21 protein-coding genes are annotated in these 24,147 nt (G+C 59.0%); 12 read left to right on the forward strand and 9 right to left on the reverse strand.

From position 1 onward, the window contains the following. Positions 1-72: 72 nt before the first annotated feature. The 5 genes from fliQ to AC1DXO_RS03345 all read left to right on the forward strand — a co-directional run bounded on the left by fliQ (position 73) and on the right by AC1DXO_RS03345 (position 5,404). Positions 73-336, forward strand: a complete 264-nt coding sequence (gene fliQ, locus AC1DXO_RS03325) for a flagellar biosynthesis protein FliQ (RefSeq protein ID WP_476976661.1) — start codon at positions 73-75, stop codon at positions 334-336. A gap of 10 nt (positions 337-346) precedes the next feature. Further along, on the forward strand, positions 347-1,171 hold the full coding sequence (gene fliR, locus AC1DXO_RS03330) for a flagellar biosynthetic protein FliR (RefSeq protein WP_476976662.1): 825 nt from the start codon (positions 347-349) through the stop codon (positions 1,169-1,171). Between the two features lie 84 nt (positions 1,172-1,255). Next, positions 1,256-2,332, forward strand: coding sequence for a flagellar biosynthesis protein FlhB (gene flhB, locus AC1DXO_RS03335; protein WP_476976663.1), 1,077 nt, complete (start codon positions 1,256-1,258; stop codon positions 2,330-2,332). A 369-nt stretch (positions 2,333-2,701) separates the two neighbouring features. Next, positions 2,702-4,798, forward strand: a complete 2,097-nt coding sequence (gene cckA / locus AC1DXO_RS03340; RefSeq protein ID WP_476976737.1) for a cell cycle histidine kinase CckA — start codon at positions 2,702-2,704, stop codon at positions 4,796-4,798. Positions 4,799-4,981: 183 nt separating this feature from the next. Continuing rightward, positions 4,982-5,404, forward strand: coding sequence for a cupin domain-containing protein (locus AC1DXO_RS03345; protein WP_476976664.1), 423 nt, complete (start codon positions 4,982-4,984; stop codon positions 5,402-5,404). Here the strand turns inward: AC1DXO_RS03345 and AC1DXO_RS03350 are convergent. From AC1DXO_RS03350 to rpmE, 3 genes are all read right to left on the reverse strand, one after another. After that, positions 5,401-5,871 (reverse strand): hypothetical protein, encoded by a 471-nt coding sequence (locus tag AC1DXO_RS03350; RefSeq protein ID WP_476976665.1) that lies wholly within the window; start codon positions 5,869-5,871, stop codon positions 5,401-5,403. The two genes, AC1DXO_RS03345 and AC1DXO_RS03350, sit on opposite strands and share 4 nt — an antisense overlap. 24 nt (positions 5,872-5,895) lie before the next feature. Next, positions 5,896-6,783 carry a heme-dependent oxidative N-demethylase family protein gene (locus AC1DXO_RS03355; RefSeq protein ID WP_476976666.1) on the reverse strand — a complete coding sequence of 296 codons (888 nt, stop codon included), beginning with the start codon at positions 6,781-6,783 and terminating at the stop codon, positions 5,896-5,898. An 85-nt stretch (positions 6,784-6,868) separates the two neighbouring features. Continuing rightward, on the reverse strand, positions 6,869-7,093 hold the full coding sequence (gene rpmE, locus AC1DXO_RS03360) for a 50S ribosomal protein L31 (protein ID WP_476976667.1): 225 nt from the start codon (positions 7,091-7,093) through the stop codon (positions 6,869-6,871). Between the two features lie 119 nt (positions 7,094-7,212). Here rpmE and AC1DXO_RS03365 point away from each other — a divergent pair, with 119 nt between their 5' ends. The 3 genes from AC1DXO_RS03365 to AC1DXO_RS03375 all read left to right on the forward strand — a co-directional run bounded on the left by AC1DXO_RS03365 (position 7,213) and on the right by AC1DXO_RS03375 (position 10,881). Beyond that, positions 7,213-9,057: an ABC transporter transmembrane domain-containing protein gene (locus tag AC1DXO_RS03365; RefSeq protein ID WP_476976668.1), complete on the forward strand. Its 1,845-nt coding sequence runs from the start codon at positions 7,213-7,215 to the stop codon at positions 9,055-9,057. 139 nt (positions 9,058-9,196) lie between these two features. Continuing rightward, on the forward strand, positions 9,197-9,637 hold the full coding sequence (locus AC1DXO_RS03370) for a YciI family protein (protein ID WP_476976669.1): 441 nt from the start codon (positions 9,197-9,199) through the stop codon (positions 9,635-9,637). Between the two features lie 8 nt (positions 9,638-9,645). After that, complete coding sequence (locus AC1DXO_RS03375; RefSeq protein WP_476976670.1) at positions 9,646-10,881, forward strand: RNA polymerase sigma factor; 1,236 nt, start codon at positions 9,646-9,648, stop codon at positions 10,879-10,881. Positions 10,882-10,891: 10 nt separating this feature from the next. Here the strand turns inward: AC1DXO_RS03375 and AC1DXO_RS03380 are convergent, their stop codons facing one another. After that, complete coding sequence (locus AC1DXO_RS03380; protein ID WP_476976671.1) at positions 10,892-12,058, reverse strand: acyltransferase family protein; 1,167 nt, start codon at positions 12,056-12,058, stop codon at positions 10,892-10,894. Positions 12,059-12,303: 245 nt separating this feature from the next. Between AC1DXO_RS03380 and AC1DXO_RS03385 the strand changes: the two genes are divergently transcribed. Further along, the gene (locus AC1DXO_RS03385) at positions 12,304-13,386 is read left to right on the forward strand and encodes a lysozyme inhibitor LprI family protein (RefSeq protein WP_476976672.1); all 1,083 of its coding nucleotides are present in this window, start codon (positions 12,304-12,306) and stop codon (positions 13,384-13,386) included. Between the two features lie 23 nt (positions 13,387-13,409). Continuing rightward, complete coding sequence (locus AC1DXO_RS03390) at positions 13,410-14,462, forward strand: lysozyme inhibitor LprI family protein (RefSeq protein ID WP_476976673.1); 1,053 nt, start codon at positions 13,410-13,412, stop codon at positions 14,460-14,462. 298 nt (positions 14,463-14,760) lie between these two features. On the opposite strand, the gene AC1DXO_RS03395 is transcribed toward AC1DXO_RS03390, so the two are convergent. Continuing rightward, the gene (locus tag AC1DXO_RS03395; protein WP_476976674.1) at positions 14,761-15,237 is read right to left on the reverse strand and encodes a hypothetical protein; all 477 of its coding nucleotides are present in this window, start codon (positions 15,235-15,237) and stop codon (positions 14,761-14,763) included. 12 nt (positions 15,238-15,249) lie between these two features. Next, positions 15,250-15,885 (reverse strand): hypothetical protein, encoded by a 636-nt coding sequence (locus AC1DXO_RS03400; RefSeq protein WP_476976675.1) that lies wholly within the window; start codon positions 15,883-15,885, stop codon positions 15,250-15,252. A 266-nt stretch (positions 15,886-16,151) separates the two neighbouring features. Between AC1DXO_RS03400 and AC1DXO_RS03405 the strand changes: the two genes are divergently transcribed. Further along, complete coding sequence (locus AC1DXO_RS03405) at positions 16,152-16,526, forward strand: hypothetical protein (protein WP_476976676.1); 375 nt, start codon at positions 16,152-16,154, stop codon at positions 16,524-16,526. A 239-nt stretch (positions 16,527-16,765) separates the two neighbouring features. On the opposite strand, the gene AC1DXO_RS03410 is transcribed toward AC1DXO_RS03405, so the two are convergent. Then, complete coding sequence (locus tag AC1DXO_RS03410) at positions 16,766-18,037, reverse strand: tetratricopeptide repeat protein (RefSeq protein WP_476976677.1); 1,272 nt, start codon at positions 18,035-18,037, stop codon at positions 16,766-16,768. 407 nt (positions 18,038-18,444) lie between these two features. Between AC1DXO_RS03410 and galA the strand changes: the two genes are divergently transcribed. Further along, on the forward strand, positions 18,445-20,931 hold the full coding sequence (gene galA / locus AC1DXO_RS03415; RefSeq protein WP_476976678.1) for a beta-galactosidase GalA: 2,487 nt from the start codon (positions 18,445-18,447) through the stop codon (positions 20,929-20,931). A gap of 306 nt (positions 20,932-21,237) precedes the next feature. Here the strand turns inward: galA and AC1DXO_RS03420 are convergent, their stop codons facing one another. Continuing rightward, positions 21,238-22,068 carry a CCDC34 family protein gene (locus tag AC1DXO_RS03420; protein ID WP_476976679.1) on the reverse strand — a complete coding sequence of 277 codons (831 nt, stop codon included), beginning with the start codon at positions 22,066-22,068 and terminating at the stop codon, positions 21,238-21,240. Positions 22,069-22,613: 545 nt separating this feature from the next. Further along, positions 22,614-24,116 (reverse strand): hypothetical protein, encoded by a 1,503-nt coding sequence (locus AC1DXO_RS03425; protein WP_476976680.1) that lies wholly within the window; start codon positions 24,114-24,116, stop codon positions 22,614-22,616. Between the last annotated feature and the right edge of the window lie 31 nt (positions 24,117-24,147).

Below are 24,147 nucleotides of genomic sequence, written 5' to 3' on the forward strand. Positions count from 1 at the left end.
TGCACACGGCAAAATCGGCCGGGTAAAGCCCGGCATAATTTGCCGGGCCTCGTGTGGTTTTGAGGTTCGGTGATGGACGGTACGGAAGTTCTGGGTTTTGGGCGCGACGCGATCTGGCTGACGATTCAGCTATGCACGCCCATCCTGCTGGTCGGTCTGGTCGTGGGGGTCGCCATCGGCCTGTTCCAGGCCCTGACCCAGATTCAGGAAGCCACCCTGATCTATGCCCCCAAGATCATCGCCATCTTCCTGGCCCTGCTGCTCCTGCTGCCGTTGATGGGGTCGCTGCTGGCCAGCTTCATGCACGAAGTCGTCAACAAGATTGCGATGATGTAGGCATAATCGGATGTTCCTCCAGGAACTGGCCCTGCGCAGCACGCCCCTGGCGACCGGAGGCGACGTCACATCCTTCTTCGGTACCGGTGCGCAGTTGTGGGCCGTCGGACTGATCTTCCTGCGCCTGGCCAGCATGATCATGCTGGTGCCGGGGCTGGGCGACACAGCGGTGCCGCCGCGCCTGCGGCTTGGCTTTGCCCTGCTGCTGGCCATGACCATAACGCCCGTCGTCAGCGGAACCCTGCCCGTCATGCCGACCACGCTCGGCGTGCTGGTCGGCGATGTCCTGCATGAGGTGATTATCGGCCTGATGCTGGGGACCTTGATGCGCGTGCTGACGTTCGCCCTGTTGATCTCAGGGGAAATCATGTCGCTGCAAACGACCCTGTCCTTTGCCCAGACGGCCAATCCGACCCAGGCGCAGCCGTCGACCAGCCTCGGCACCTTCCTGGCCATGACCGGCCTGGTGCTGATCTATTCGACCAATCTGCACCACCTGTTCATCCGCGCCATGATCGACAGCTTTACGATCTTCGCGCCCACCCGGCCGGTCATGATCGGCGATGCGACGACCCTGATGCTGCAAACCGTGACCAAGACCTTCGTCCTGGCCTTGCAGATGTCTGCGCCGCTGATCGCCTTTGCCCTGATCTTCAATCTCGCCACCGGATTTGTCGGGCGCATCATGCCCAATTTTCCGGTTTTCTTCGCCGCGACGCCGCTTATCGTGCTGCTCGGGCTCAGTATTTTCGCGCTTGGCCTCGGTACCACCGGGATGGTCTTCATCGACCATTACGAGGACATGCTCGCCATCTTCATCCGGGATGCCAGATAATGCGCTCAAACGCCGCGCAGGCTTACCTCGCATCAGCTCGGGCGCGCAGTTGCGCTTGCCAAATCTCGATAGGAGATTTGGAGCATGGCTGAGGGCGGTGACGGCGAGGACAAGACAGAAGACGCCTCTGGCAGGAAACTCCAGCAGGCGCGTGAACAGGGCGATGTCGCCAAATCGACGGACGTACCGCAGGCCCTTTCGCTGATCGGGGCGTGTGCCATTGTCGCCCTTCAGGGGCCGTCCATCTGCCAGAACATGGTCAGCGACCTGCTGCCCTTTTTCGCCCATCCCGACCAGATGCTGGGATCGCTTGAGGGCGACGGCGGGGTGACCATCCTGCAGGATCTCGTCTTCGACATCATTCCGATCCTGATCATCACCCTGGGCACGGCGATGGTTTTCGGCGTCGCCGGCCACGTCTTCCAGACCGGCCTGATGTTCTCGCCGGCCAAGCTGAAACCCAGCCTGGACAAGCTGAACCCCATGGCGGGCTTCAAGAAGCTGTTCGGCATGGACGCCTTCATCCAGTTCGGCAAGACGATCATCAAGCTGATCATCACCGGATTCATTGTGTGGAACGTCATCAAGGACCGGCTGTACGACATTCTGGCCCTGGCCCAGGCGTCCCCTCTGCTTATCCTGCCCTATGCCCGTGAAGCCTTTATCGCCCTGGCCATGGCGGTCTGCATCTTCCTGTTTATCGGCGGCGCCGGCGACTATATGTGGCAGAAGTACCGCTTCATGGAACGCATGAAGATGTCGAAACAGGAACAGAAGGAAGAATACAAGCAGACCGAAGGCGATCCGCACATCAAGGGCAAGCTGCGCGCCCTGCGCATGGAAAAGTCGCGCCGCCGCATGATGTCCAATGTCGCCAACGCCACCGTTGTCATCACCAACCCGACCCATTACGCCGTGGCGCTGCAATTCGAGATGGGTCAAATGTCGGCGCCGCTATGCGTTGCCAAGGGGATGGACGCCATCGCCCTGAAAATCCGGGAGGAAGCCGCGAAACACGATGTGCCGATCGTCGAAGATCCGCCCCTGGCGCGTGCTTTGTATGCCGCCATCGATATCGATGACGAGATTCCGGAGGCGCACTTTGCCGCCGTCGCCAAGTTGATCGGATTCGTTCTCTCCAAGAAGCGACGTGGCTTCTAATAGAGCTCAGGCGCCGCATGGCTCGCGCAAACGTGCGCGACGGCCAAGAAAGTTTTTGCGGCGCCCTTGCCAAGGACTCGTGAGCCCTTGGATTTCCCACAGCTATTTGAATTTTCATAAGTTTTGAATCAGCGCACGAATTTTTCAAATGGGATACACTAACCAGGTGATTCGCTGCGGGGCGCACGCTGTTCTCGCAGCTTTGAGTTGAGTGAGGATTTCGTTTTGCCCGACAGTCAAGGTGCCGCCATAACCCCCGCAGCGGAAACCTCCGCGCCAGCCAGGCCAAAAGCCGACTCGGCCGCCAAGTCCGTGACTCACAAAGCCGGTAAAGGTAAGTTGGGACGACTGGAAAAGGTCGTCAGCCCGATGAGTCTGGCCATCGTCGTCGGAGTCGTGGTGTGCGCCAGCGCCGCCGTCTGGCTGGTCGCCGGCAAGCTTCCCATTGGTGTCGTCCTGGCCATTATCCTCATCGCCTTCGCCGGGGTTATTTTTCTCGGCATGTATGCCTTCAACACCGAAGAGGAAATCCTGAGCAGCGAAGGCTTTACGGGCAGCGATATCGTCGGCGCCCTGGAAGAGCCCGCCGCGGTTGCCGGTTTTGACGGCCACATCCTGTCGGTCAATGCGGCCTGGCGCGACGCCGGCGGCGGCCATCGTCGTCTGCCCCAGGGCGATGAGGCGCCAGCCCTGTTTGTGGCGCTCCGCGAAGCCAAGTCCCAGGGCCACGGCCGTGCCCTGGTTCGGTTGGGCGGTTTCGACTACGAAATGATTGCCTCGCGTCTCGGCGAAGACCTGGTCCTGGTTCGCGCCGCCTCGCAGGGCGTGCTGGGCAACGGCCTGATGCTCAACCATGACGAGCCCAGCGCCGTGCAGCGCGACAACTTCCTGGCCGACGCCGACGACAGCGAAGCGCGCCCCGTCGTGGACATGCCGCCGGCCGAGATGGATGCCTTTGCCGAGGCAGCCCCCTTCGGCGCCGCCCTGGTCATCGACAATGGCGGCCATGGCGATCTGTTTTCGTCGCGCGTCCGCGACTACAACACCGTCTTTGCCGCCCTGGTCGAAAAGACTCCGGACGACCTGGCCGGCCTCGAATTCGGCGCGTTGGTCACCGAAGCCTCCAAAGCTGACCTGACCGAGAAGCTGGCGACGGGTCGCTCCGGTCCCTATGATATCCAGCTGACGGCGCAAAAGACCTCGAAGCAGCCAGCCCGCGCGGTGCAGATCTATGTCACGCAGGTGACGGGCGGCTTTAGCCTCTACCTGTTCGACGTCTCCGACCAGAAAAAGCTGGAACAGTCGCTGGTCCAGGCGCAGAAGATGCAGGCCATCGGCCAGGTCGCCGGCGGCATGGCGCACGACTTCAACAACCTGCTGACCGGGTTCAAGTTCCGCAACGACCAGCTGTTGCTCAACCATCCCCTGGGCGACCCGTCGTACGAAGACCTGAACGGCATCCGCCAGATCATCGCCCGTGCCGAAGACCTGGTGCGCAACCTGCTGGCTTTTGCCCGCAAGCAGACCGTCAAGCGCGTGACCTTGAACGCCGGCGAAATGGTCAGCGAGGCGGAGGTCCTGCTGCGCCGCCTGGTGCGCGAAGACGTCAAGCTGGAAACCGAATACGGCCGCAATCTGCCCAATGTCCATGTCGACAAGGGCCAGATGGAAATGGTCATGATGAACCTGGTCGTCAACGCCCGCGATGCCATGCGCGCCCAGGGCGGCGGCAAGGTCAGTATCCGTACGTCGTCCCTGTCCCAGGCCGATGCCATTGCGCGCGGCTGGGCCGAGGCGCCGGTCCAGGGGGCCGCCCTGATCGAGGTGTCCGACACCGGCCCCGGTATCCCGCCCGAGATCATGGGCCAGGTGTTCGAGCCGTTCTTTACCACCAAGCCGCTGGGCGAAGGCACAGGCTTGGGCCTGTCGACGGTGCATGGCATTATCAACCAGGCCGGCGGTCATATTGTTATCGATTCCAAGCTGGGCCAGGGCGCGACCTTCCGCATCTTCTTGCCGGTGTGGGTCGATGAGGGTAAGGGCGACGCACCGGTGGCGCGCGAACCTGCCGCCAAGCCGGTGCCGAAGGACCTGTCGGGCGTCGGCCGCATTCTGTTCGTCGAGGACGAGCAGATCGTGCGGGGCATCGCGGCGCACCTGCTGCGCCAACGCGGCTACGAGGTCATCGAGGCCTGTGACGGCGAGGAGGCGCTTGAGATCATCGAGGCGGAGAATGGCAAGTTCGATCTGCTGATTTCGGACGTCATCATGCCGGGTCTGGACGGGCCCTCTATGCTGAAGCGGGCGCGGCCGATGATCGGCAATGTGCCGGTGATGTTCATCTCGGGCTATGCCGAATCGGAATTCTCGGACCTGTTGGAAGAAGAAAAGAACGTGTCGTTCCTGCCCAAGCCGCTCGACATAAAAACACTCGCGGAACGCGTCAAAGAACAACTCGCCGCCTAGGAAAATCCCGGTCTTTGGCCGTCTAGTGCGTCGGCTGCGCTGGCAGGTACCAAGTGTACCTGCGGCGCTTGCCTCCTGCTATACGTCTCAAATCTCGGAATTTTCCGGACGGTTCTGTACCAATATTTTGCCCACCCCGTTTACGGGGAGGGGGGCGCGAAGCGCCGGGCGGGGCTCTTGACAATGCATCCTTTGAACGCTGACGACATTATCGCGCAACTCAACCTCCAGCCCCATCCGGAAGGCGGCCACTATGCCGAGACCTTCCGCGATCCACGCTTGATCAATGGCCGCGCGGCGTCATCCGCCATCTATTATCTGCTCCGCAAGGGCGAAGTCTCGCATTGGCACCGTGTCGATGCCGTCGAGGTCTGGCACTGGTACGCCGGCGCGCCGCTGCAACTGGGCATTCACGATCGCGGCGTTACCGAGGTCATCGTTCTTGGTCCGGACATCACGGCAGGCCAACGCCCGCAAGGTATAGTCCCGACCGGCGCCTGGCAGGGCGCCGAATCAATGGGTGACTGGACGCTTGTCGGCTGCACTGTAGCGCCGGCCTTCCACTTTGCCGGCTTCGAAATGGCGCCGAAAGGCTGGACGCCCTAGCACGCGGTTCCGCCCTTGACCGGCACGGTCTGGGTCATGCCCTTATAGGTCACGGTCAGGCTGCCGGACATGTCGACGCTGTCGGACTCCGGATGCTGTTCACCCATGGTCAGGTCCTCGACGATCGACAGATTGCCATCGCCTGACGCGAATAGCCGTTTGCCGGTGCTCTTGGCTTCATCGAAACTGTTGGACGTCAGTCCTACGCGCACCACCTGGCCATCGAGCTTGAGGAAGCCCTTGGCGCCGGTATCAACGCCGTCTTCCAGGAAGATATAACCCACCGCGTCGTCGCCCTTGGCCAGCATGGTCGTGCAGCCCTGGATATCGGTCTCGCTCTGGTCGATCGCGCCCAGCGTAAAGCTTGCCGGTGCTGCGGACGACGCCGCGACATCGGTTGGTTTGGCGGCCGGCGTGCATCCACTCAGGGCCAGTAACACAACACCGGCCAATCCGACAAACTTCATGGGAAACCTCCGCTTTTCGTCAGCCTAACACGGCGTCGACGGAGCGGCAATGCGGGACAAACGCGCGATCAGGCGGTCCTTTTCGACGGTATAGCCTTTGTAGTCGATCTCGTCGGGCGACAGATCGTTCAACTGGTCGATCAGGGTGCGCGCCAGTTGCGGACCTTCGAGATGGCTTTCCATCGCCTCCATCGGGTCGATCATGATGCGGATGGTGAACAGGATGTCCCCGCCCGGCAGCTTGCGCAGGGTCTGGCGTTCCAGACGGAAAAAGACGCGATCGGCGATGGCGCCGTCACCGAAGCGGCGGTCTATATTGCCGGACTCGGGATGATACAGGACGTCATCGCCGTACAGCGACCAGTTCCAGCGAATAACCGGGACCTGCAGATTGTCGAACATGCGGTTGATCAGGTCGTTATTGCGTGTGCCGGCGCCAAAACCCGGCACCGGGCCATGGACCTCATGCATCGGCTTGCCGAACTTGTCGCGCAACCGCCAGGACGACGGAAAGCACAGGCAGGCCGCTGCCAACCGCCAGCCGGTCTCGTCCTTGCGCATCAGGACCAGGTCGTCCTGGACCAGTTGCGACGCGGTCAGCAGGGGCGGGACGAAATCGTCGAGGCGCACGCGCCGATAGGCCTGGGGCAGGGCGATAGCGTTGCCGTCGAGGTGATAGATGTCCGGATAACGCTCCAGCAGATGCGGCACCAGCAGGTCGAGCACTTCGCGCTGGGCATCCTCCGTCCCGGGTTCGGCGGCAAAGGCCTCTTCCGGATGCCGGGCCAGGACGCGATCCTTTTCGTCGAGATGAGCGCGCAGATTCTGATCGACATCGATCCAGTCATCGGGATCGAGCGGTTTCAAGCCGATGGTGAAGAGCTTGGACGAACCGTCATAAGGGGTGTGCATGACGATTCCATAGCACGGTTGCAGCGCACAAAAAATCCGGCGCAGAGAACTGAGCCGGATTTTGAAACTGTGTGTCTTCCGCAGCTTACTTCTTGAGGAAGCCCGAGAACTTGTTATTGAAGCGCGAGATGCGACCGCCGCGGTCGAGCAGGGTGCCCGTGCCGCCGGTCCAGGCCGGGTGCGTACGCGGATCGATGTCGAGGTTCAGGACAGCGTTTTCCTTACCGTAGGTCGAACGCGTCTTGTAGGTCGAGCCGTCGGTCAGGGTGACGGTGATCCAGTGATAATCGGGGTGGCCTTCTTTTTTCATCTTGTGTTCCTTCACGTCCGCCAGCATTTGCGCGCACGCCGAATGGGCTAAATAATTGAAGGGCGGCTCATACATGATGGCGCGTTGCAGCGCAAGCCTTTCCTCTGTAAACCCCTGCCATGAACGAATCCTCCCCGCAAAGCGAGACCACCCATAGCGATCGCCCGGGCGCCGGCGCCGAACTGATCGGCGACATGCGCGCAGCGGCGGCGCGGCGCGGCAAGACGCGTAACCTGCGGCCGCTGGCCCGGCTGGGGCCTTACCTGTGGCGGCAGAGGGGCAATGGCCTGCTGATGCTGCTGTTCCTGATGATCTCGGCCGTCGCCACACCGTCCATGACCTTTGTGGCGCGCGAACTGATCGACAAGGGGTTTGCTTCGGGCCATATCGCCGAGCTGAACAAGTGGTTCCTCATCATGGGCGGTGTTGCGGTGGTCATGGCCATTGCCACGGCGCTGCGCTACTTCTTTATTACGCGGATGGGCGAACGCATCGTCGCCGACCTGCGCGAAGACGTTTTCGCCCATATCCTGCGCCTCGATCCCGGCTTTTTCCTGCAGATTCGCACCGGTGAGGTCATTTCTCGCCTGACGGCTGATATCCAGATCATCGAGAACCTGGTGGCGGCGTCGATCTCGATTGCGCTGCGCAACCTGCTCAGCTTCTTTATTGGCCTGGTCATGATGATGGTGGTCAGCCCGAAACTGACCGGCCTGGTCTTGCTGATCTTCCCGTTTATCCTGATCCCGCTGATCACCTTCGGGCGCCAGGTCGGGCGGGTAACACGCGAAACCCAGGACATGTTCGCCCGCGCCGTCGGCTTTGCCTCCGAATCGCTCGACGCGCTGGAAACCGTCCAGGCCTTTGTCCGCGAACGCTTCACCCAGTCGCGCTTTAACGACAGCGTCGAGGCGACCTACAAAAAGTCGGTCGGCCGCATGGCGACACGGGCCACCATGACCGCCATGGTGATCACCCTGGTCTTCGGCGGCACGTCCTTCGTCCTGTGGCTGGGCGCCCAGGACGTCATGCATGGCGCCATGTCGAACGGCAAGCTGATCCAGTTCGTCCTGCTGTCGATCTTCACGGCCGGATCGGTCGCCAATCTCAACGAAACCTGGGGCGACGTGCAAAAGGCCGCCGGCGCCATGACGCGCATCGACGAACTGCTGCATTCCGAACCCAATATCAAGGCGCCGGAACACCCGGCGGTCCTGCCCGTACCGGCGCGCGGCGAGATCAGCTTCGGCGATGTGCGTTTCGCCTATCCGTCGCGGCCGGACCAGATCGTGCTGGATGGTTTCAGCCTGACCGTGAAGGCGGGCGAGACCGTCGCCCTGGTCGGGCCCTCGGGTGCCGGCAAGTCGACCGTGTTCAAGCTGCTGCTGCGTTACTATGACTATGAGCAGGGGACGATTGCGCTCGATGGCGTCGATATCCGCACGGCAGATCCCAAGGCAGTGCGTGAACGCCTGGCCCTGGTCGCCCAGGATACGGCGCTGTTTTCGGGCTCGGCCGCCGACAATATCCGCTTCGGCCGTGAAGCGGCGACCGACGAAGAGGTGCGCCTGGCGGCCGGCAAGGCCCAGGCGATCGACTTTATCGAGAGTCTGCCGGAAGGCTTCGACCACGCCCTGGGCGAACGTGCCAAGTCGCTGTCGGGCGGCCAGAAACAGCGCCTGTCGATCGCGCGCGCCCTGGTGCGCAATGCGCCAATCCTGCTGCTCGATGAAGCGACCTCGGCTCTGGATGCGGAGAACGAACGCCTGGTCCAGGCGGCGCTGAACGAAGCCATGGCTGGACGGACCACCCTGGTCATCGCCCATCGTCTGGCCACCGTGTTGAAAGCCGACCGTATCGTGGTGATGGAGCATGGCCGCGTGGTCGATATCGGCACCCACGACCAACTGGTGGCGCGCGGCGGTCTGTATGCCCGGCTGGCGGCGTTACAGTTCCACGGCTAGAGGGTCTTTCTTACGAAATCCACGCTGCGCGAATTTTTTACCGCAGCCGTGTCGATTCCGGCCATCCCCGTTCGATGTGTTGACAAGGCCGACCGCGGTGACATGGTGTCATCGGGCGCCGACATCGAGGAAGTTCGCTATGAAAGTTTTGGTCATTGTCAAAGCCACCCCTGAATCCGAAGCCAATGCCCCGCCGTCACGCGAGATGATGGAAGCAATGGGCAGGTACAACGAAGAACTCGTCAAGGCCGGCATCATGCTGGCCGCAGAAGGTTTGAAACCGTCCTCGGCCGCGGTGCGCATGCATTTCGACGGCACGTCGCGCACCGTCACCGACGGTCCGTTCGCGGAAACCAAGGAACTGATCGCCGGCTTCTGGCTGTGGCAGGTGCGCAGCATGGAAGAAGCCGTCGAATGGCTGAAAAAATGCCCGAATCCGATGTTAACCGCCAGCGATGTCGACATCCGTCCGCTCTTCGAGGCCGAGGATTTCGCGCAGTGGGACATGGGTGACGAGCTAAACCAGCGCCGGGAAAAGTTTGAACAGAGCCAACGCGACCAGGTCGCTTCGGAAGGCTGACCTTTGGCGTGACGACGGCCCATCGTACCATCGACGCCATCTGGAAAATGGAGGCCGCCCGGATCACCGGCGGCCTCGCTCGGATGGTGCGCGATTTGGGCTTGGCCGAAGACCTGGCCCAGGACGCGTTGATCGCGGCGCTCGAGCAATGGCCGGTCAAGGGCATCCCGTCCAATCCGGGCGCCTGGCTGATGGCGGCGGCGAAGAACAAGGCGATCGACCGCTTTCGACGCGACGCGCGATTCCGCCGCAAGCTCGAAGAGATTGGCCGTGACGCCGAAACCTTCCAGGAGCCAGAGGTCGAGCATGAGACGGTCAGTGACGATGTTCTGCGGCTGATCTTCACAGCCTGCCACCCAGTCCTGGCGCATGAGGCGCAGATCGCCCTGACCCTGCGCATTGTCTGCGGCCTGACACCTGCGGAGATTGCCCGGGCGCAGTTGGCGTCGGAGACGACCATCCAGCAGCGCATCGTCCGTGCCAAGCGCCGGCTGGGCGAGGCGGGCATCGGTTTCGACGATCTTGCCCCGGAAGACGGCCCCGCGCGCATGGACGCGGTGTTGCAGGTCGTCTACCTGATCTACAACGAAGGCTATGCCGCCAGCACTGGTGAATCGTACCTGCGGCTGTCCCTGTGCGACGAAGCGCTGCGGCTCGGCCGGATGCTGGTCGCCATGGCAAAGGACCAGTCCGAGGTCCACGCCTTGCTGGCCCTGATGGAACTGCAAGCCTCGCGCGCCGCTGCCCGGGTTGATGCCCATGGCGCGCCTGTGTCACTGCCCGAGCAGAACCGCGCCCGTTGGGACCGGCTGCAGATCGCACGCGGGCTGAAGGCGTTGGAGATGGCCAAGGCTCTGCCGGGCGCACCGGGTATCTACTATCTCCAGGCGGCGATCGCCGCCTGCCATGCTCGGGCGCTGACGCCGGAAGCCACCGACTGGCCGCAGATCGCGGCGATCTACAACCTGTTGTTCGACATGACGGCGTCTCCGGTGGTCGGTGTCAACCGCGCCGTGGCGGCCGGCATGGCCTACGGCCCGGAGGCGGGCCTGCGCCTGCTGGCGCCGTTGCAGACCGAAGCGGCGCTGAAGGACTATTATCCGCTATGGGCGGCGCGCGGCGAACTGCTGAACCGGGCCGGCCAGCCAGAGGCGGCGAGGGCGGCGTTCAATATTGCTGCCAAGATGACGCGTAACCACCGCGAACGCGAGGCCCTGCTGCGCAAGGCGGCAGGTTGTGGGTGAAGAATGGCCGCTATGTAGCAGCGTCTGACGCGCTTCCACCCTCACGCGCGTAACGGCGGCGCAGCCACCGATTCAGAGGATCACCTACGAATCGCGCCGCTGCCCAGGCCGCCAGCGCCGACAGCGCGAAGAACAGCGCCAACATGGGCAGTTTCCAGTCGTCGGCCATGGCCGCCCTTGGGACAAGCTCAAGCATGATGCCGAGCACGACAATATGAAACAGATAGATTTCGTAGCTGTGGTGGCCGAGCCAGGCCAGGGGGGCGCCTATCCGGCGCGAGATCTGGCCGGCAGGAAGCTGTGATGCGGTTACCAGGAAAACGGCCGCAGCAACGCCCAGGAAGGTTGCGCCAAGCGCCTCATTGCCGCCGATGCCGCGCATATAGATCCAGCCCATGATGAGACTGGCCAGCACGGCACACACGACCCGTATCGTCTGGCTCAGTTTCAATCGGCTGGCCACAATGGCTGCAAGACATCCGTAGGCCAGCATATCGATACAGGCCAGGTTGCCGTACATGAAGAAGAGCTCATTGTCCCTGTGCAGGCCGCGATAGACGGGCCCGACAACAAAGCAAAGACCTGCCAGGGCGGCGAGCATCCAGCCACGGCGAAATACAAGCAGGACCAGGGGATAGAGCAGGTAGAAGACTTCTTCGACCGACAACGACCAATAGATGTTCATGGCGTAGTTGAAATAGCCGACCTGCTGCATGAGGATATTGTGCCAGAAGGTGAGCACCGACAGGTCCCCGATGACAAAGTAGCCATTTCCGAGGTTCTCACCCTTGACGATGTTGGAGAATTTCGAAAGCCCGGCAATACCCAGGACGGTAATCAGCACCAAGGCCAGAACGATGAGCGGATAGAGGCGAAAAAAACGGAGCTTATAAAAATGCGCGACATCGATCTTAGCCAGCGATCCGTAGCGGCTGACCATTGTGGACGTAATGAGAAAGCCGGAAATCACAAAAAATACGGAGACGCCGTAGTTGCCGTTATAAAACAATGCGCGCAGGATCGGCGCGGGAACCCATTGCGCCAACGGACTGGCCACCAGCTTGTAGGCGAGTGTGTAATGCAGCAGCAGGACCACAAGGATGGACATGCCGCGCAACAGGTCGACATAAAGGTTGCGGCCTTCGCGTCCTGCATCTGGCGCAGAGGGTGAAGTCATCGAGTATAGGTCCTCTCCGCGCCCGGTCTTCCGGGTCGCCATGCGGCTATGTTGCAGGTCTTGGTGCGCCTCGCAAGATATGGCAGTGCGGGCGGCAAAATCGCCCGCTATACTGGACATTTCCGCACGCGACCGTACGTAACAGGTCGACAATGGCGGAATTTTCCGCTCCGGATGGCACCGCAAGGGGTGTATAAGCTAGTGAGTCAGACCTTCCGCCATGGGAAGGCAGTGATGGGGGCATCATGATCAGAGCGAGATTTTTGTGGCTGGCCGGCGTGGTCATCGTCGTGGCCGGCGGGGCTATTATGGCCAGTCAGCACCTATCGAAGAAGCCTGCGCTGGTTACGCCTTCGACCTTGGCTTCCGCGCCGGCGATGGACGCTGACGAGGTGAAGCGCGAGGCCGTCTGCCGCCGCGTCGGCCGGCCGGTGATTCCGGCCGCGGATCGTCCAACGCCTGAAGAGGCCGTGGGGTTGAAGGACTGCGACGCGGAAAGCCTCTACTATGGCGAAGGGACGGCGCCCGACTACGTTAAGGCGCGCCAGTGCGCCGTTCTGGACAGCGAGCGCGGCGAGAACGATTTCTTCTTCGGCAACACCATCCTGATGCAGCTCTACGCCAACGGACAGGGCACGCCCCGCAATAACGACCTGGCCACTGCCCTGGCGTGCTCGGACGATATACCGCACGATGGGAAGACCGACCGGGTCCTGCGTCTGCAATCCATGGCGGCGAAGCCCGTCCATTTCGATATTTGCGACGACGTCGTCACCGACTACGGCATGGCGGCCTGTGCGGCCCGCGATTCCCGTGTGGCCGACAGCGCGCGCAATCGCAAGATCGACGCCCTCATGCAGGGATTTCCGGCCGCCGCCGCGCCCCTGTTTGCAGACGTCAGAACCGCCTTCGACGCCTATGTCGAATCCCATGCCAATGACGAGGTCGATCATTCCGGGACGATCGGCGCGCTGATCACGGTCGGGGAACGCGACGGCGCCCGCGACCAGTTCGTGAAGGACCTGACCCGCCTGGCCGATGGAACCTGGCCGCCGGCCAGCAGTGACGACGCGCAGGCGGCGGACAAGGCGCTCAATCAAGGCTACGCTAAGGCGCTCAAGGTCTGCCCGGGAGATGCGGAATTTCCGGCCACCATAACGCCCGACATCATCCGCGCGACGCAAAAGGCCTGGTTGATCTATCGCGACGCCTATGTGAAATTCGCGACCGTCGCCGCGCCTGCCGTCACACAGGATGCCGTACTTGCCCGACTGACGAAACTCAGGACGGCGGAACTCGACAGCCTGGAATGCGGTGAAGATCGGTAGGCAGGAAGCGGAGAACGTTCGTCATGACCAAAACCAGGTTTGCACTTCTCGCATCGGCCATCGCCCTCATGGCGGGTGGCGCCGTTGCGGCGACCCAGGCGATCTGGAACTGGGGCACGGCCGACGACGAATATGCCACCGATCCAGGGTTTGCCGAGAGCAAGGCCATCTGCCGCCGCCTTGGCCATCCGGTCATCCCAGTTGCCGACCGCCCAACCGCGGCACAGACCGCCGCGCTGAAAGGCTGCGACTCCGAAGCGCTCTACTATGGCGAAGGCATGGCGCCCGATTACGTAAAAGCCCGCCAGTGCGCCGTCCTTGAACAGGGCAGCGAAGAGGGTTTCTTCGCCGGCACGACCATCCTGATGCAGGTCTATGCCAATGGCCAGGGGACGGCCCGCAATATCGACCTCGCGACGGCCCTGGCGTGCGAGATCGAGGGGGCGCCGATGGAGAACGACGGCCGCGTGCTGCATCTCCAGGCGCTGGCGGCGAAACCCGGTCCCTTCGACGTCTGCGACGATATCACAAGTGGCTATGCCGGGGGGTTTTGCGCCTTACGCGAATCGACCCTGGCCGGGTTTGACCGCGAGACAAAGATCGCGACCGTGGCGCAGCGCTTTCCGTCCGCCTCCGCGCCCCTGTTTACCGAAGTGAAAACGGCCTTCGCAGCCTTTGCGGAAGCCCATGGTGGCGGCGAAGTCGACCTGTCCGGCACGGCCAGGGGCGCGTTTGTGGTCGAAGAAGAGGATCGTGAACGCGATCAATTCCTGAAAGACCTGACGCGCCTCGCCGACGGGCAATGGCTGAAAGCCGGCCATGCCGAAGCGGTCTCGGCCGATGCTGCGCTCAATCAAAGCTATCGCAAGGGCCTGACAGCCTGCGTAGAGCGCGACGCCAACTACAGCACGGTGCGCGCCGAGGATATTCGCACGACGCAAAGGCTTTGGCTCGTTTATCGCGACGCCTATCTGCGGTTCGCGGCGGTCGCCGCACCGACGGTCACACGCGACGCCATCCTGACCCGGCTGACCAACCTCAGGACGGCGGAACTCGACAGCCTGCCGTGCGAGTAGGTGTTCGCTATTAAGCGCTGTTGTCGACACGTTCGTGCACCCTTAGCCTCGATTTCGGCTACTCGGCCAGCTTCCAACATCGGTGGGAGGCGGGGCGGCCATAATACAGAACGCTTGACCGAGACTCGGGTTGGCAAGGTGGCAGCGAATAGGCTTCTCGAAAAAGGCTCCAGCCGGTTTGTCATAGGCATTGGCAGGACGTTGGGCAATTGTAGTTCGCCCGGTCGAGAATCGGGGTGGCAGCGGAAGTGACTCTGAGCCCTTTGTTTCTTTGTTTTGCCGATTTTCGTCGAATACATTAGAGTGCGGCGGACATGCTACTCAAATCACGGCAAAGTTCGTCAGTCCTTACCGGATCGCGATGCCGCAGCACGCGATCGAGAGAACGTATTGCCGCGATTTCGAGGCATTCGCGGTGCGTAACCAAATATTGAGCGGCCTTATTCCAACTGCTGACTTCGATTTCCTTCTCCACATCGGCGACGACAGGTTCAATGGGGGGCGCCATCTCCGACTCGCGCGAAAAACTTGTGAAAAAATCTGGCATTGCCGTTCTAGACACAAACTGCACACATTCGTCGCTGCGCGCGGAAGTAAATGAGCAGCGAATGAGGAAGTTTGAAAACATTCCCCTTTTTGATCGCGTGACAGCTCTGGTATTTTTCGTCGCGGAAAGTTCCATGACGCTGTCGGTGTCACGCGACGGTTTAGCCCAAAAAAATATCGCGAACGTGTTGGCACAGGGCATCTCATACCTCATGAAAGGGATTGTCATGCTGGTCTCCAATTACTTTGAAGGGTCGAACGTCGACGCTAAGCGCGCAATTCCCACGACGGGATCACCTTCGTCGATGGAATGTATTTCCGGAGTTGTTTCGAACAATGAGACGGCCCTCTTGGCATGAGTAACAGCGCCGATCAGTGAAGCTCTAACTACAGCCTCACCTTCATCCGTCAATTCCGCGAACCGCGGCGCAGGGGCCAAAGACGCGGTCCTGCGTATTAAAAAAATGATTTCCAAAGCCTGCAGGCTCTTTTGCATATTTGTTTCCGATACCCCCGAGAGCAAAGCCAGGTTCGACTGGTTGGTCCTTGGATATTCGAGATTTGCTCTTTGCACATCTTGTCCTCGGCCGCCGCGCTCTTCGATCAAGCCGAGATAGGTCTCTCGATCCTTGTTCAAGAATATTTTCAGATAATAGAGCCAGGCGATGATTCTTTCGGTGTCAGTGTGCTCCAGATGACTGCGAACCGACTGCAGGCCGTTCTCATATGAAGTAATGGACTCGGTCTTGTACTCGAATTTATTCCAAGTAAAATTTCCACACCGCCCAATGGTTGCCAAACAGGTCAACAAATGGCCCATTTGTGCCTTGCTTCTTCCGAGATGCGCAAATGCATCAAAATAATCGATGTCTTTCATCTGATCCTCACTTACGAAGGTCCCGCTAGGAGCGGAAATCGCAACTATCCCACTATGAGACGCTCTCAGGCATATTGAACAGAATTCTTAGGGTCGTATTCTTTGAAACTATGTATTTCGCGCAACTCGCTACGTGCTTCCGGCAAGCAAGTCAAAAATTCGTCCGACTATTTACAAGCTGAAAGTGGACCAATTCTCGAAAAATAACACTTCACACTGAATTGAACCGTCTCACAAAGGAGTTATCCATTCCGGGAGACGAGACAATGTCCAAACACTTTCCCACTTCGTCGAGATCCATCAGCGCCTTTGGCGCTTTCAGTTTACTCGCTGAAGCGTATCATGCCTTACGTGTCACGGCTGAGCCGTTCAAGCACTGTCACACGATCACAAATTACATGAATATTTTAGGTGAATTGTCTGAGCTTGAACTCGCCGGCCTATTTGCATGGACGGGAATCCTTATGACATCGCTGATGGCGGGGATGTTGCTTGCCTTCAATGTGTATAGGTCGCACAGATTTGCTGTTACCAAAAAAGTGATGAGGGGCAAAATTATTCCGTTACCGAAAGCTACGCAGCTGGCCCCATCCGCGCGCTTCGCCCGACAACCCGGCAAAAGCCACACAGCTAAAAAGTGAACTTCGCAGTTTGGAGCTTTCGGAGCTTCTGGAGCTTCGGTGACAACATGGTATCAATTGCGTAATCTCGCGTGGTAATATTTTCGCGGCGTTCGCATTGTCGCAACGGCCAACTACGTGCGTAACCCGCCTCCCGAACGTCATTTCAGCGCTGTCCACGCCTAAAGTGACGGCGTGGTTTGATCACTCTCGACGTTATCAGCCCAGCCCCAATTATACGTCCGCTATCGCCCACCCAATCAGAACACGCCCCTGACGACGAACTTGCAGACATTATCCAAACGGCACAACTCACGCGCTCGGGCGATAACAACGGCCGATCCTCCACGTGCTATCAAAATTCCGTCGACAATCATCTGCGAGCCTATTGCTGAATATACATAAATCCCGGCTGCGGGCTCCTGCGGGCTGTGTCCTGCAGCGATCCTGTACCAGGCCCCCGCCTCGACGATCGAGGCCTTAACGCCCACGCCAGCTTCGTACATCTTGCCTAACTGGAACTGAGCGTTGAAATAACCTTGATGCGCCGCTTTTTCCGTCCAGATGAACGCCTGTTTCCGGTCCTCCGAACCGCACGAGCCCCGGGCCAGGTCATCGCCCAGTCGGGTTTGCGCATCGACATTTCCCTGCGCTGCCGATTGCTCCATGTAGGTACGCGCTTCGGTGCAGGGTTGAGCGTCCATCAGGATGATGGCCAGTTTGACCTGAGCCTCTGCGTCGCCGCCGTCGGCAAGTTTGCGCAGCCAGGTCTGATGGGCGGCGCTCTGGTTGTCGGCCTGAGTGAGTTCGACCAGATGCCAGCTTGCCTGACGACTTCCGGCATTGGCGGCGCGTTCATAGTCCGGGATCAGCGCGCCGACCTCTGCTTCTGAAACCGCCATCATCTCCTTGCGCCGCGTTTCCGCATATAGCGCACGACCGGGATCGTCTGCCCCAGCGGCTGTGCCACCGTTGCGCCGGATGTCGTCAGCGGCCTCCTGTGTCGGATCGAACAGGGCGATGGCCGCTGCAACGCCGGCGACTGTATCGCCGTCCATCGGATCATGGCCGCAAACGGCTTGCCGCAGCACCTGTCCGGCACCGCCCGGAAAGGCCCATTCGGTGCCGCCTGCGCGATTGGCCTCGCCGATGGTCTCGCCCGATTTGGAAATCTGCGTCCGGCTGAGCCGGTCCATGTACGGCCGATCATCGGCGCAATTGACAGCAAAGGCCGAGCGCTCGTATCTCGGCAACCCGCTAAAACCAGGATCGCGCAGGACCGTAATGATCCTGACCTGAACCTTATCGCTGTGGCTGCGGTCGATACTGGCAGGATCGATGAAGATGCCTTCGCCAGACGTGAAATCCGCCCCGGCAAAATGCAGTGGTGCGACGTCCAGTGCCGGATCAATCACCGGCGCCGGCGGGCGCGGCGCCTTTGCCGGCGTCTTGGCAAGACACCCTGAGGCCAGGCCAGCGACAGCCAGCCCGATCCCGATCAAGCCAGCCGCCTGGATCAAAGTCTTGCGCATATACGAAAGTCCCCCGTCTATCTGAGAAGGTTGGCACATGTGCCACCACCTGATGACAACCTAGCGCAGCTTCAGCGTGACCGGAAGGGAAGATATGCGATGAAGAAATGGGGTCAGAGTCGGGTGTTGACTCGATATGCAATGTGCCATTCGGCCTCAGACCGATTATTAAAAAAAGCTGGAGATACGACACCGCCTCCGTGACGGCGCGCCCGTTGGGAAGTGTAGTTCGCCACGTCGAAAATCGGGGCGGCAGCGGGAGTGAGTCGGACCCATTTGCTTCCAATGGGGAGAAACTCGCAGTGTCGGTCACTTCGTAAGACCTGGCGCACCAGCCTGCATTCTCTCCTTGCGCGCCCCTGCAAGCTGTTGCACTAATAAAAGTAACTATCATAAGGGAGAAAAGCATGAACCGCCGCGAATTGTTCAAGGGCGCGAGCGCGCTGGGTTTGGCCGCATCGACTCCGGGTTTCGTGTCGCGCGCCGTCGCCGCGACAACCTCACAGTCCATAGCAGCCCCCGTTGCCTCGCCTCGCGAAGTACTGTTGCTCAATACGGGCTGGCGCTTCTTTGCCGGCGACATCCCCTTCCCGCCGATCATGGGGCATGACGACACCTATAATGCTGCCAAGGCCGGCGCGGCGCGCGCAGCGGCTTCGCCCAAGTTCGACGACAGCGCCTGGCAGCCGGTCTCCCTGCCGCACGATTTTGTCAGCTTCCAGCCGATCGAGGAGAGCGGCAATGTCGATCAGGGCTACCGCCGCCGTGGTGTAGCCTGGTATCGCAACATGTTGCGCTTCGAGCCGCAGGACGACGGCAAGCATATCGAGCTGCAACTGGACGGCGTCGCCACCTTCGCCACCGTGTGGTTCAACGGCACGCTCGTCAACCGCAACTGGAGCGGCTATAACTCGATCTATATCGACCTGACGCCCTACGCCACCTACGGCGACCAATTGAATTCGCTTGTGGTGCGCGTCGATGCCGAAGCCATGGAAGGCTGGTGGTACGAAGGCGGCGGACTTTACCGCGACGCCTGGATCGTCAAGCGCAATCCGGTGCATATCAAGACCGACGGCGTCTTCGCGCATCCGGTAAAGGACGAACATGGCTGGCATGTGCCGGTCGAGGTCACGATCTACAATTCCGGCGACAAGACCGAGACCGTCCGCGTTCATACCGAGATAGGCGACGAACAATCGGGCGACGCAAAATCGCCGGCAGGCGCGCGTCCCGCCGTGACAAAGCAGGTCAGCGTCGCGCCGCTCGGTTTAACCGTGGTCAACTACGATATACCTTTTGCCAATCCCCAATTGTGGAGCGTGGACACGCCGCACCTTTACCAGGTGACGACATCGCTCACGAGCGTGACCGATGCAGTGCTTGACCAGGTTACCACCAATGCCGGATTCCGAACCCAGCGTTTCGATGCGCAAAAAGGCTTTTTCCTCAACGACCAGCCGGTGAAACTCAAGGGCGTATGTCTGCACCAGGATCATGCCGGCGTCGGAAGCGCCGTACCGGATGGCGTGAACGACTTCCGTCTGCGTCGCCTGAAATCGCTTGGCTGCAACGCCATCCGCTTCTCGCACAATGCCCAAAGCAAGGAACTGATGGAGGCGTGCGACCGCCACGGCTTCCTGGTCATGGCCGAGAACCGCAATTTCAACGCCTCGCCGGACTATATGGCTCAGCTTGAATGGCTGGTGCGGCGCGACCGCAATCACGCATGCGTATTCCTGTGGTCGGTGTTCAACGAGGAGCCGATGCAGGGTACCGCGGCCGGCTATCAAATGGTCCGGCGCATGAGTTCTGTGGTCAAGTCGCTCGACACCACGCGCCCCGTCACCGCAGCGATGAGCGGCGGCCTGTTCACCCCGCTTAATGTGTCGCACGCTGTCGATATCGTCGGCATCAACTACCAGCAGAGCCAGTACGACCCCTTCCACGCGGCGCATCCGGACAAGCCGATGTTCTCATCCGAGGACAGCTCCGCTCTCATGACGCGCGGTGCTTTCGTGACGGATCAAAAGGCGCAAGTCCTCGCCAGCTATGACGACGAAGCTGCCGGCTGGGGCGAGACGCACCGCGACGCCTGGAAGCAGATCGATACGCGCGATTTCGTCGCCGGCACCTTTGTCTGGACCGGGTTTGACTACCACGGCGAGCCGAAGCCGTTCTCGTGGCCGTCGAACAGTTCCTATTTCGGCATCATGGACCTGTGCGGATTCGACAAGACCGCCGTCCACATCCACCGCGCGCAATGGATCCAGGACAAGCCTGTGCTCGGCCTCGTGCCGCACTGGAACTGGGCCGGCAGTGAGGGCAAGCCCATCATGGTCATGGCCTGCACCAATGCCGAGGAGGTCGAGCTGTTCGTCAACGGCAAGTCGGCCGGTCGTCAGAAGACCGATAAATACGACATGAACCGCTGGACCGTGCCCTATGCGGCCGGCCGCATCGAAGCCCGGGCCTATAAGGGCGCAAAGGCGGTCTCGACGGTCATCAATGAGACCACCGGCGAGCCGGTGGCGCTGCGCTTGACACAGGACCGGCCGGCGCTCATTGCCGATGGCCGCGACGCCCAGCCGATCATGGTCGAAGCCGTGGACGTCAAGGGCCGCACTGTGCCGCTCGCCAATCACATGATCACCTATGAGATCGCGGGCGGCGCCATCATCGGCCTCGGCAACGGCGATCCGGTCTCGCTTGAGCCCGAAAAAGGCAACCGCCGTTCGCTGTTCAACGGCCTGGGGCAGGTCATTGTGCAGTCGATCGAGGCGCAAACCGGAACGCTCAAGCTGCGCGCTACGGCGCCCGGGTTGAAGCCGGCGGAACTGTCGATCCCCGTCAAGGCAGGGCCCATTCCGCCGTCGCAACCGACGCGGGCCTGAGCCTATCCGCCGGTCGAGTTCCGGTCGGTTGGGGGGCTGTTATGCCTATGAGGCTGGACAAGTGTAGTTCGCCCGATCGAGACCTGGCGGGAGCGGAAGGAACGCTGACCCCTTTGTTTTTCGCTGACCCAAATGGCCTTAGTATTTTGATTTCGTTATGAAATAACCTGTGGGGCAGCAGTGTCTCTGACCCCATTTTTGTGACACCACGTGGCTCCCCAAACCGCACATACTTCATCCATGGCCAAATCAACGTATCGATGGCAGCTATTATGTCTTTGCTGAGTGCAATTAAGCTCTAACGAATTATTCGCACGTAAATGCTATTATGTATTCTGACTCTCCAGTATATGGATCGGCGGGCATGGAATTAAATTTTTTCCCTCCGTATTCTAATACTGTGTCACCCTCCCAGGTTTTTACACCATTCACAGTAGCTGCAGACATCCATATATTGTTGTCATCCGCTTTAATATATTTTCCTTCATATTCTAAAATAATGGGTTTATTTTTTACAATATCAAGCCATATGTTGGAGCGCCATTTCCCCCCCTCTAACCAATACAAGAGGACGTAAACATTTTGTTTGCAAGTATTGTAGGCGACAACATGTCCGGTGAATTTGCCGCCTGGTGACGGGATAATTTTGTGTCTCTTAGTGACTATAACAGTATCAGCTGATTTTGTGTCCGAAGTCGAATTAACTGTGGGTGTAGACGTAGAAGGTGCATTTGAGCAATGGTTCGCTCCGTAGATAATAAGTGCCATAAAAACAAATCCACCAACTAATTTAGCGAACCAAGAATTACTGGAAGTTTGTGCAACATCTAATTTGGATTTATTTCGCTTCCGGCTGTTGTTTTGCCTCTGTTGCTCTTCCTTATTTTGGCGCTTTCGTTTCTGCTCTTCGTCTCTCTGCTGTTCTCTCTCCTGCTCAGCTTTCCGTTTTTGCTGAGCATCTTTTTCCGCCTGCTTTAGACGTTCGCGTTCCTTCGCCCTCTTTTGACGTGCCCTGTCGTCTGCGTCCGCACGTTGACGCCTCTGAAATTCCGAGCTGGCTCTGCAGTTCCAGTTTAGGCACTGGCCACCAACCAATTCCCGACCGCAAAAAGCGCAGTGATCACGTCTAATCGCCATGAAACCCTTCCTCAGCTATCACAAACACTTCACATTGCTTCTAAACTTGGTACAGTAACGGCGTTCTCTCTGTTTACCACAATTTTTTGCAACTTTCCGTAACAGCGTCGATCCAACGACCAAACCCGTCACCCGTAACCCTTAGGCGTATGTGCTCAAGGTTGCGTTAGGCTGGGCAACGCATGTGACACTGCTCAAAAAAACATAACAACTTTGGCGTGGTTTATTGCGATGCTGGCCGCTCAAAGTCGATACAATCCACAACGGCGCCCACCGCTGCCCCAGGAGTTTCATTGACTCCGGTTGGGCCAAAATTAACTGTATATCACAGCGCGCCCTGTCAGCACGCTACGCATAATTGAGGGGAGTAATAGGTCCCCGTAATCCAGATAACCGGGCGTTATATCGTTGCGCTCGACGCTACGATGATTAATGCTTCAGAACGGGGGCTCATTTCGAATTGTTGAGATCATGATCCAACTTCTTGACCTGGCTTCACTGTATTGCGTGTCTGCAACATTTTGACCTTGTCGGTCGGAGGAAAGTTAAGAGGGAGCGAGATGTCCAACCATATTGTCAACCAATCTGTTTTCGAATTGTTTGACGGTGGCGCTGTCACAACCTTCTCTGTCGAGTAGAAGGTCGATATCATACTCAATCGCGAACATGTCAGTCGCCAAACCATAGATATTTAAAAGCCCCGACACCACTACTGGGCCGTACATGTGATTAATCGAATAGGCGTAAGCATCTGCCATCTTTGGCTTAACTTCGATTCTGTCGGTAACAATTTCTTTGAAGGTGCGCTCTACATATATCCGATTTCCAAATCCTGGTGTGTAGTTTGTTGATGCGAGTACTTTTCCCTTAGTTTGAAAAACAATCGGTTTAGCTCCAAGTGACCGAGGACATTTGGAGTAAAAACGTCTCACATAGATAACCGTAAAGGTATCAAGAGATTCGCGCGGAAGGCTGGTCCAATCGCCCTCATAAATCGCATCCATTCGATCTTGAGATTTATATGTTTTTTCAAGTGCGGGCGCTGCTCTGCCCGACGCTTTAGCCTGACGTCGCGACGACGCAAGGCTGCGTCCTACGGCCAAGTCAGACTCTGTCGCACTTCGAAACTCGGCCGCAGTTAACTCCGCTAGACTAATCGGCGTTTTCCAATTGCAGCTCTTATAAGTACTTTCCTCATCCGAGTTCATTGCTTCGACCAAAACAAATTTCTTAGGCTTAAATGCCATGTACTCTGCTGCGCAAGCTATTTCTGTCTCCGTTGCCTTCTCGTCGCTGCAATATCGTTGTCCATCTGTCATTGCCACTAGGGAAAAGCACCGGTGTCCATCCGAGAAGCACGGCTGGCGGCTGTTGTTATCACGATGGTATGCGGATGTGTGACCGTCGTAATAATGAAGTAGTAAGGTGTCGCTTGAAATGCTCGCCCCGATTAGACCAAAATTCTTGAATTTATGACTATCATCAGGTGATTGCGTAATGCTAAAATACTTACCATTTAGCGAAGATGTATCTGCAACCAAATATCCAGAGGAACTAAAATTGGTTTGTTTTGGCAGTTCGCTCGTTATGAAATCTGATATGCCACAAAAGGACGCTGTGGATTGCCTCTTCATCTTTTGCATTGCGTCAAAAGCATTTATCTGAGATTGCCTAGGGCGTGTCTGATCCGTTTCATCTTCGATGTATTCATGACCTGCTAACTTGCAATACTGACGCTCAATCGTGAGATCGTTGGCAGGGACATACCAGGAGCACGATGTGTATTTGCGTTGTTCTGTCTTGCGCGACGGGTTCCGACGCGGCGTAGGTATCTCCCATGGTGCATTCGTCTGTGTCTGTTGTTTTGATCCATGCCTTACACGGGGGTTTATCGGAAGCCCATGGGGTCTGGCGGCGGTTCCGAAGCCAACAAGTGTAATGCGATGGGCGTTTGCCAAAGCTTCATCTAAAGGCAGGGACGTGCATACAAAAGCGCAAAGCAAAGCTGTCGTGAGTAAGCGAGTTCTATAAAATCTGATATTTGACATGGAGCCCCCGCACAGGTGATTGCGAATTATA

It is taken from the genome of Asticcacaulis sp. P2_C5 (assembly GCF_056404555.1).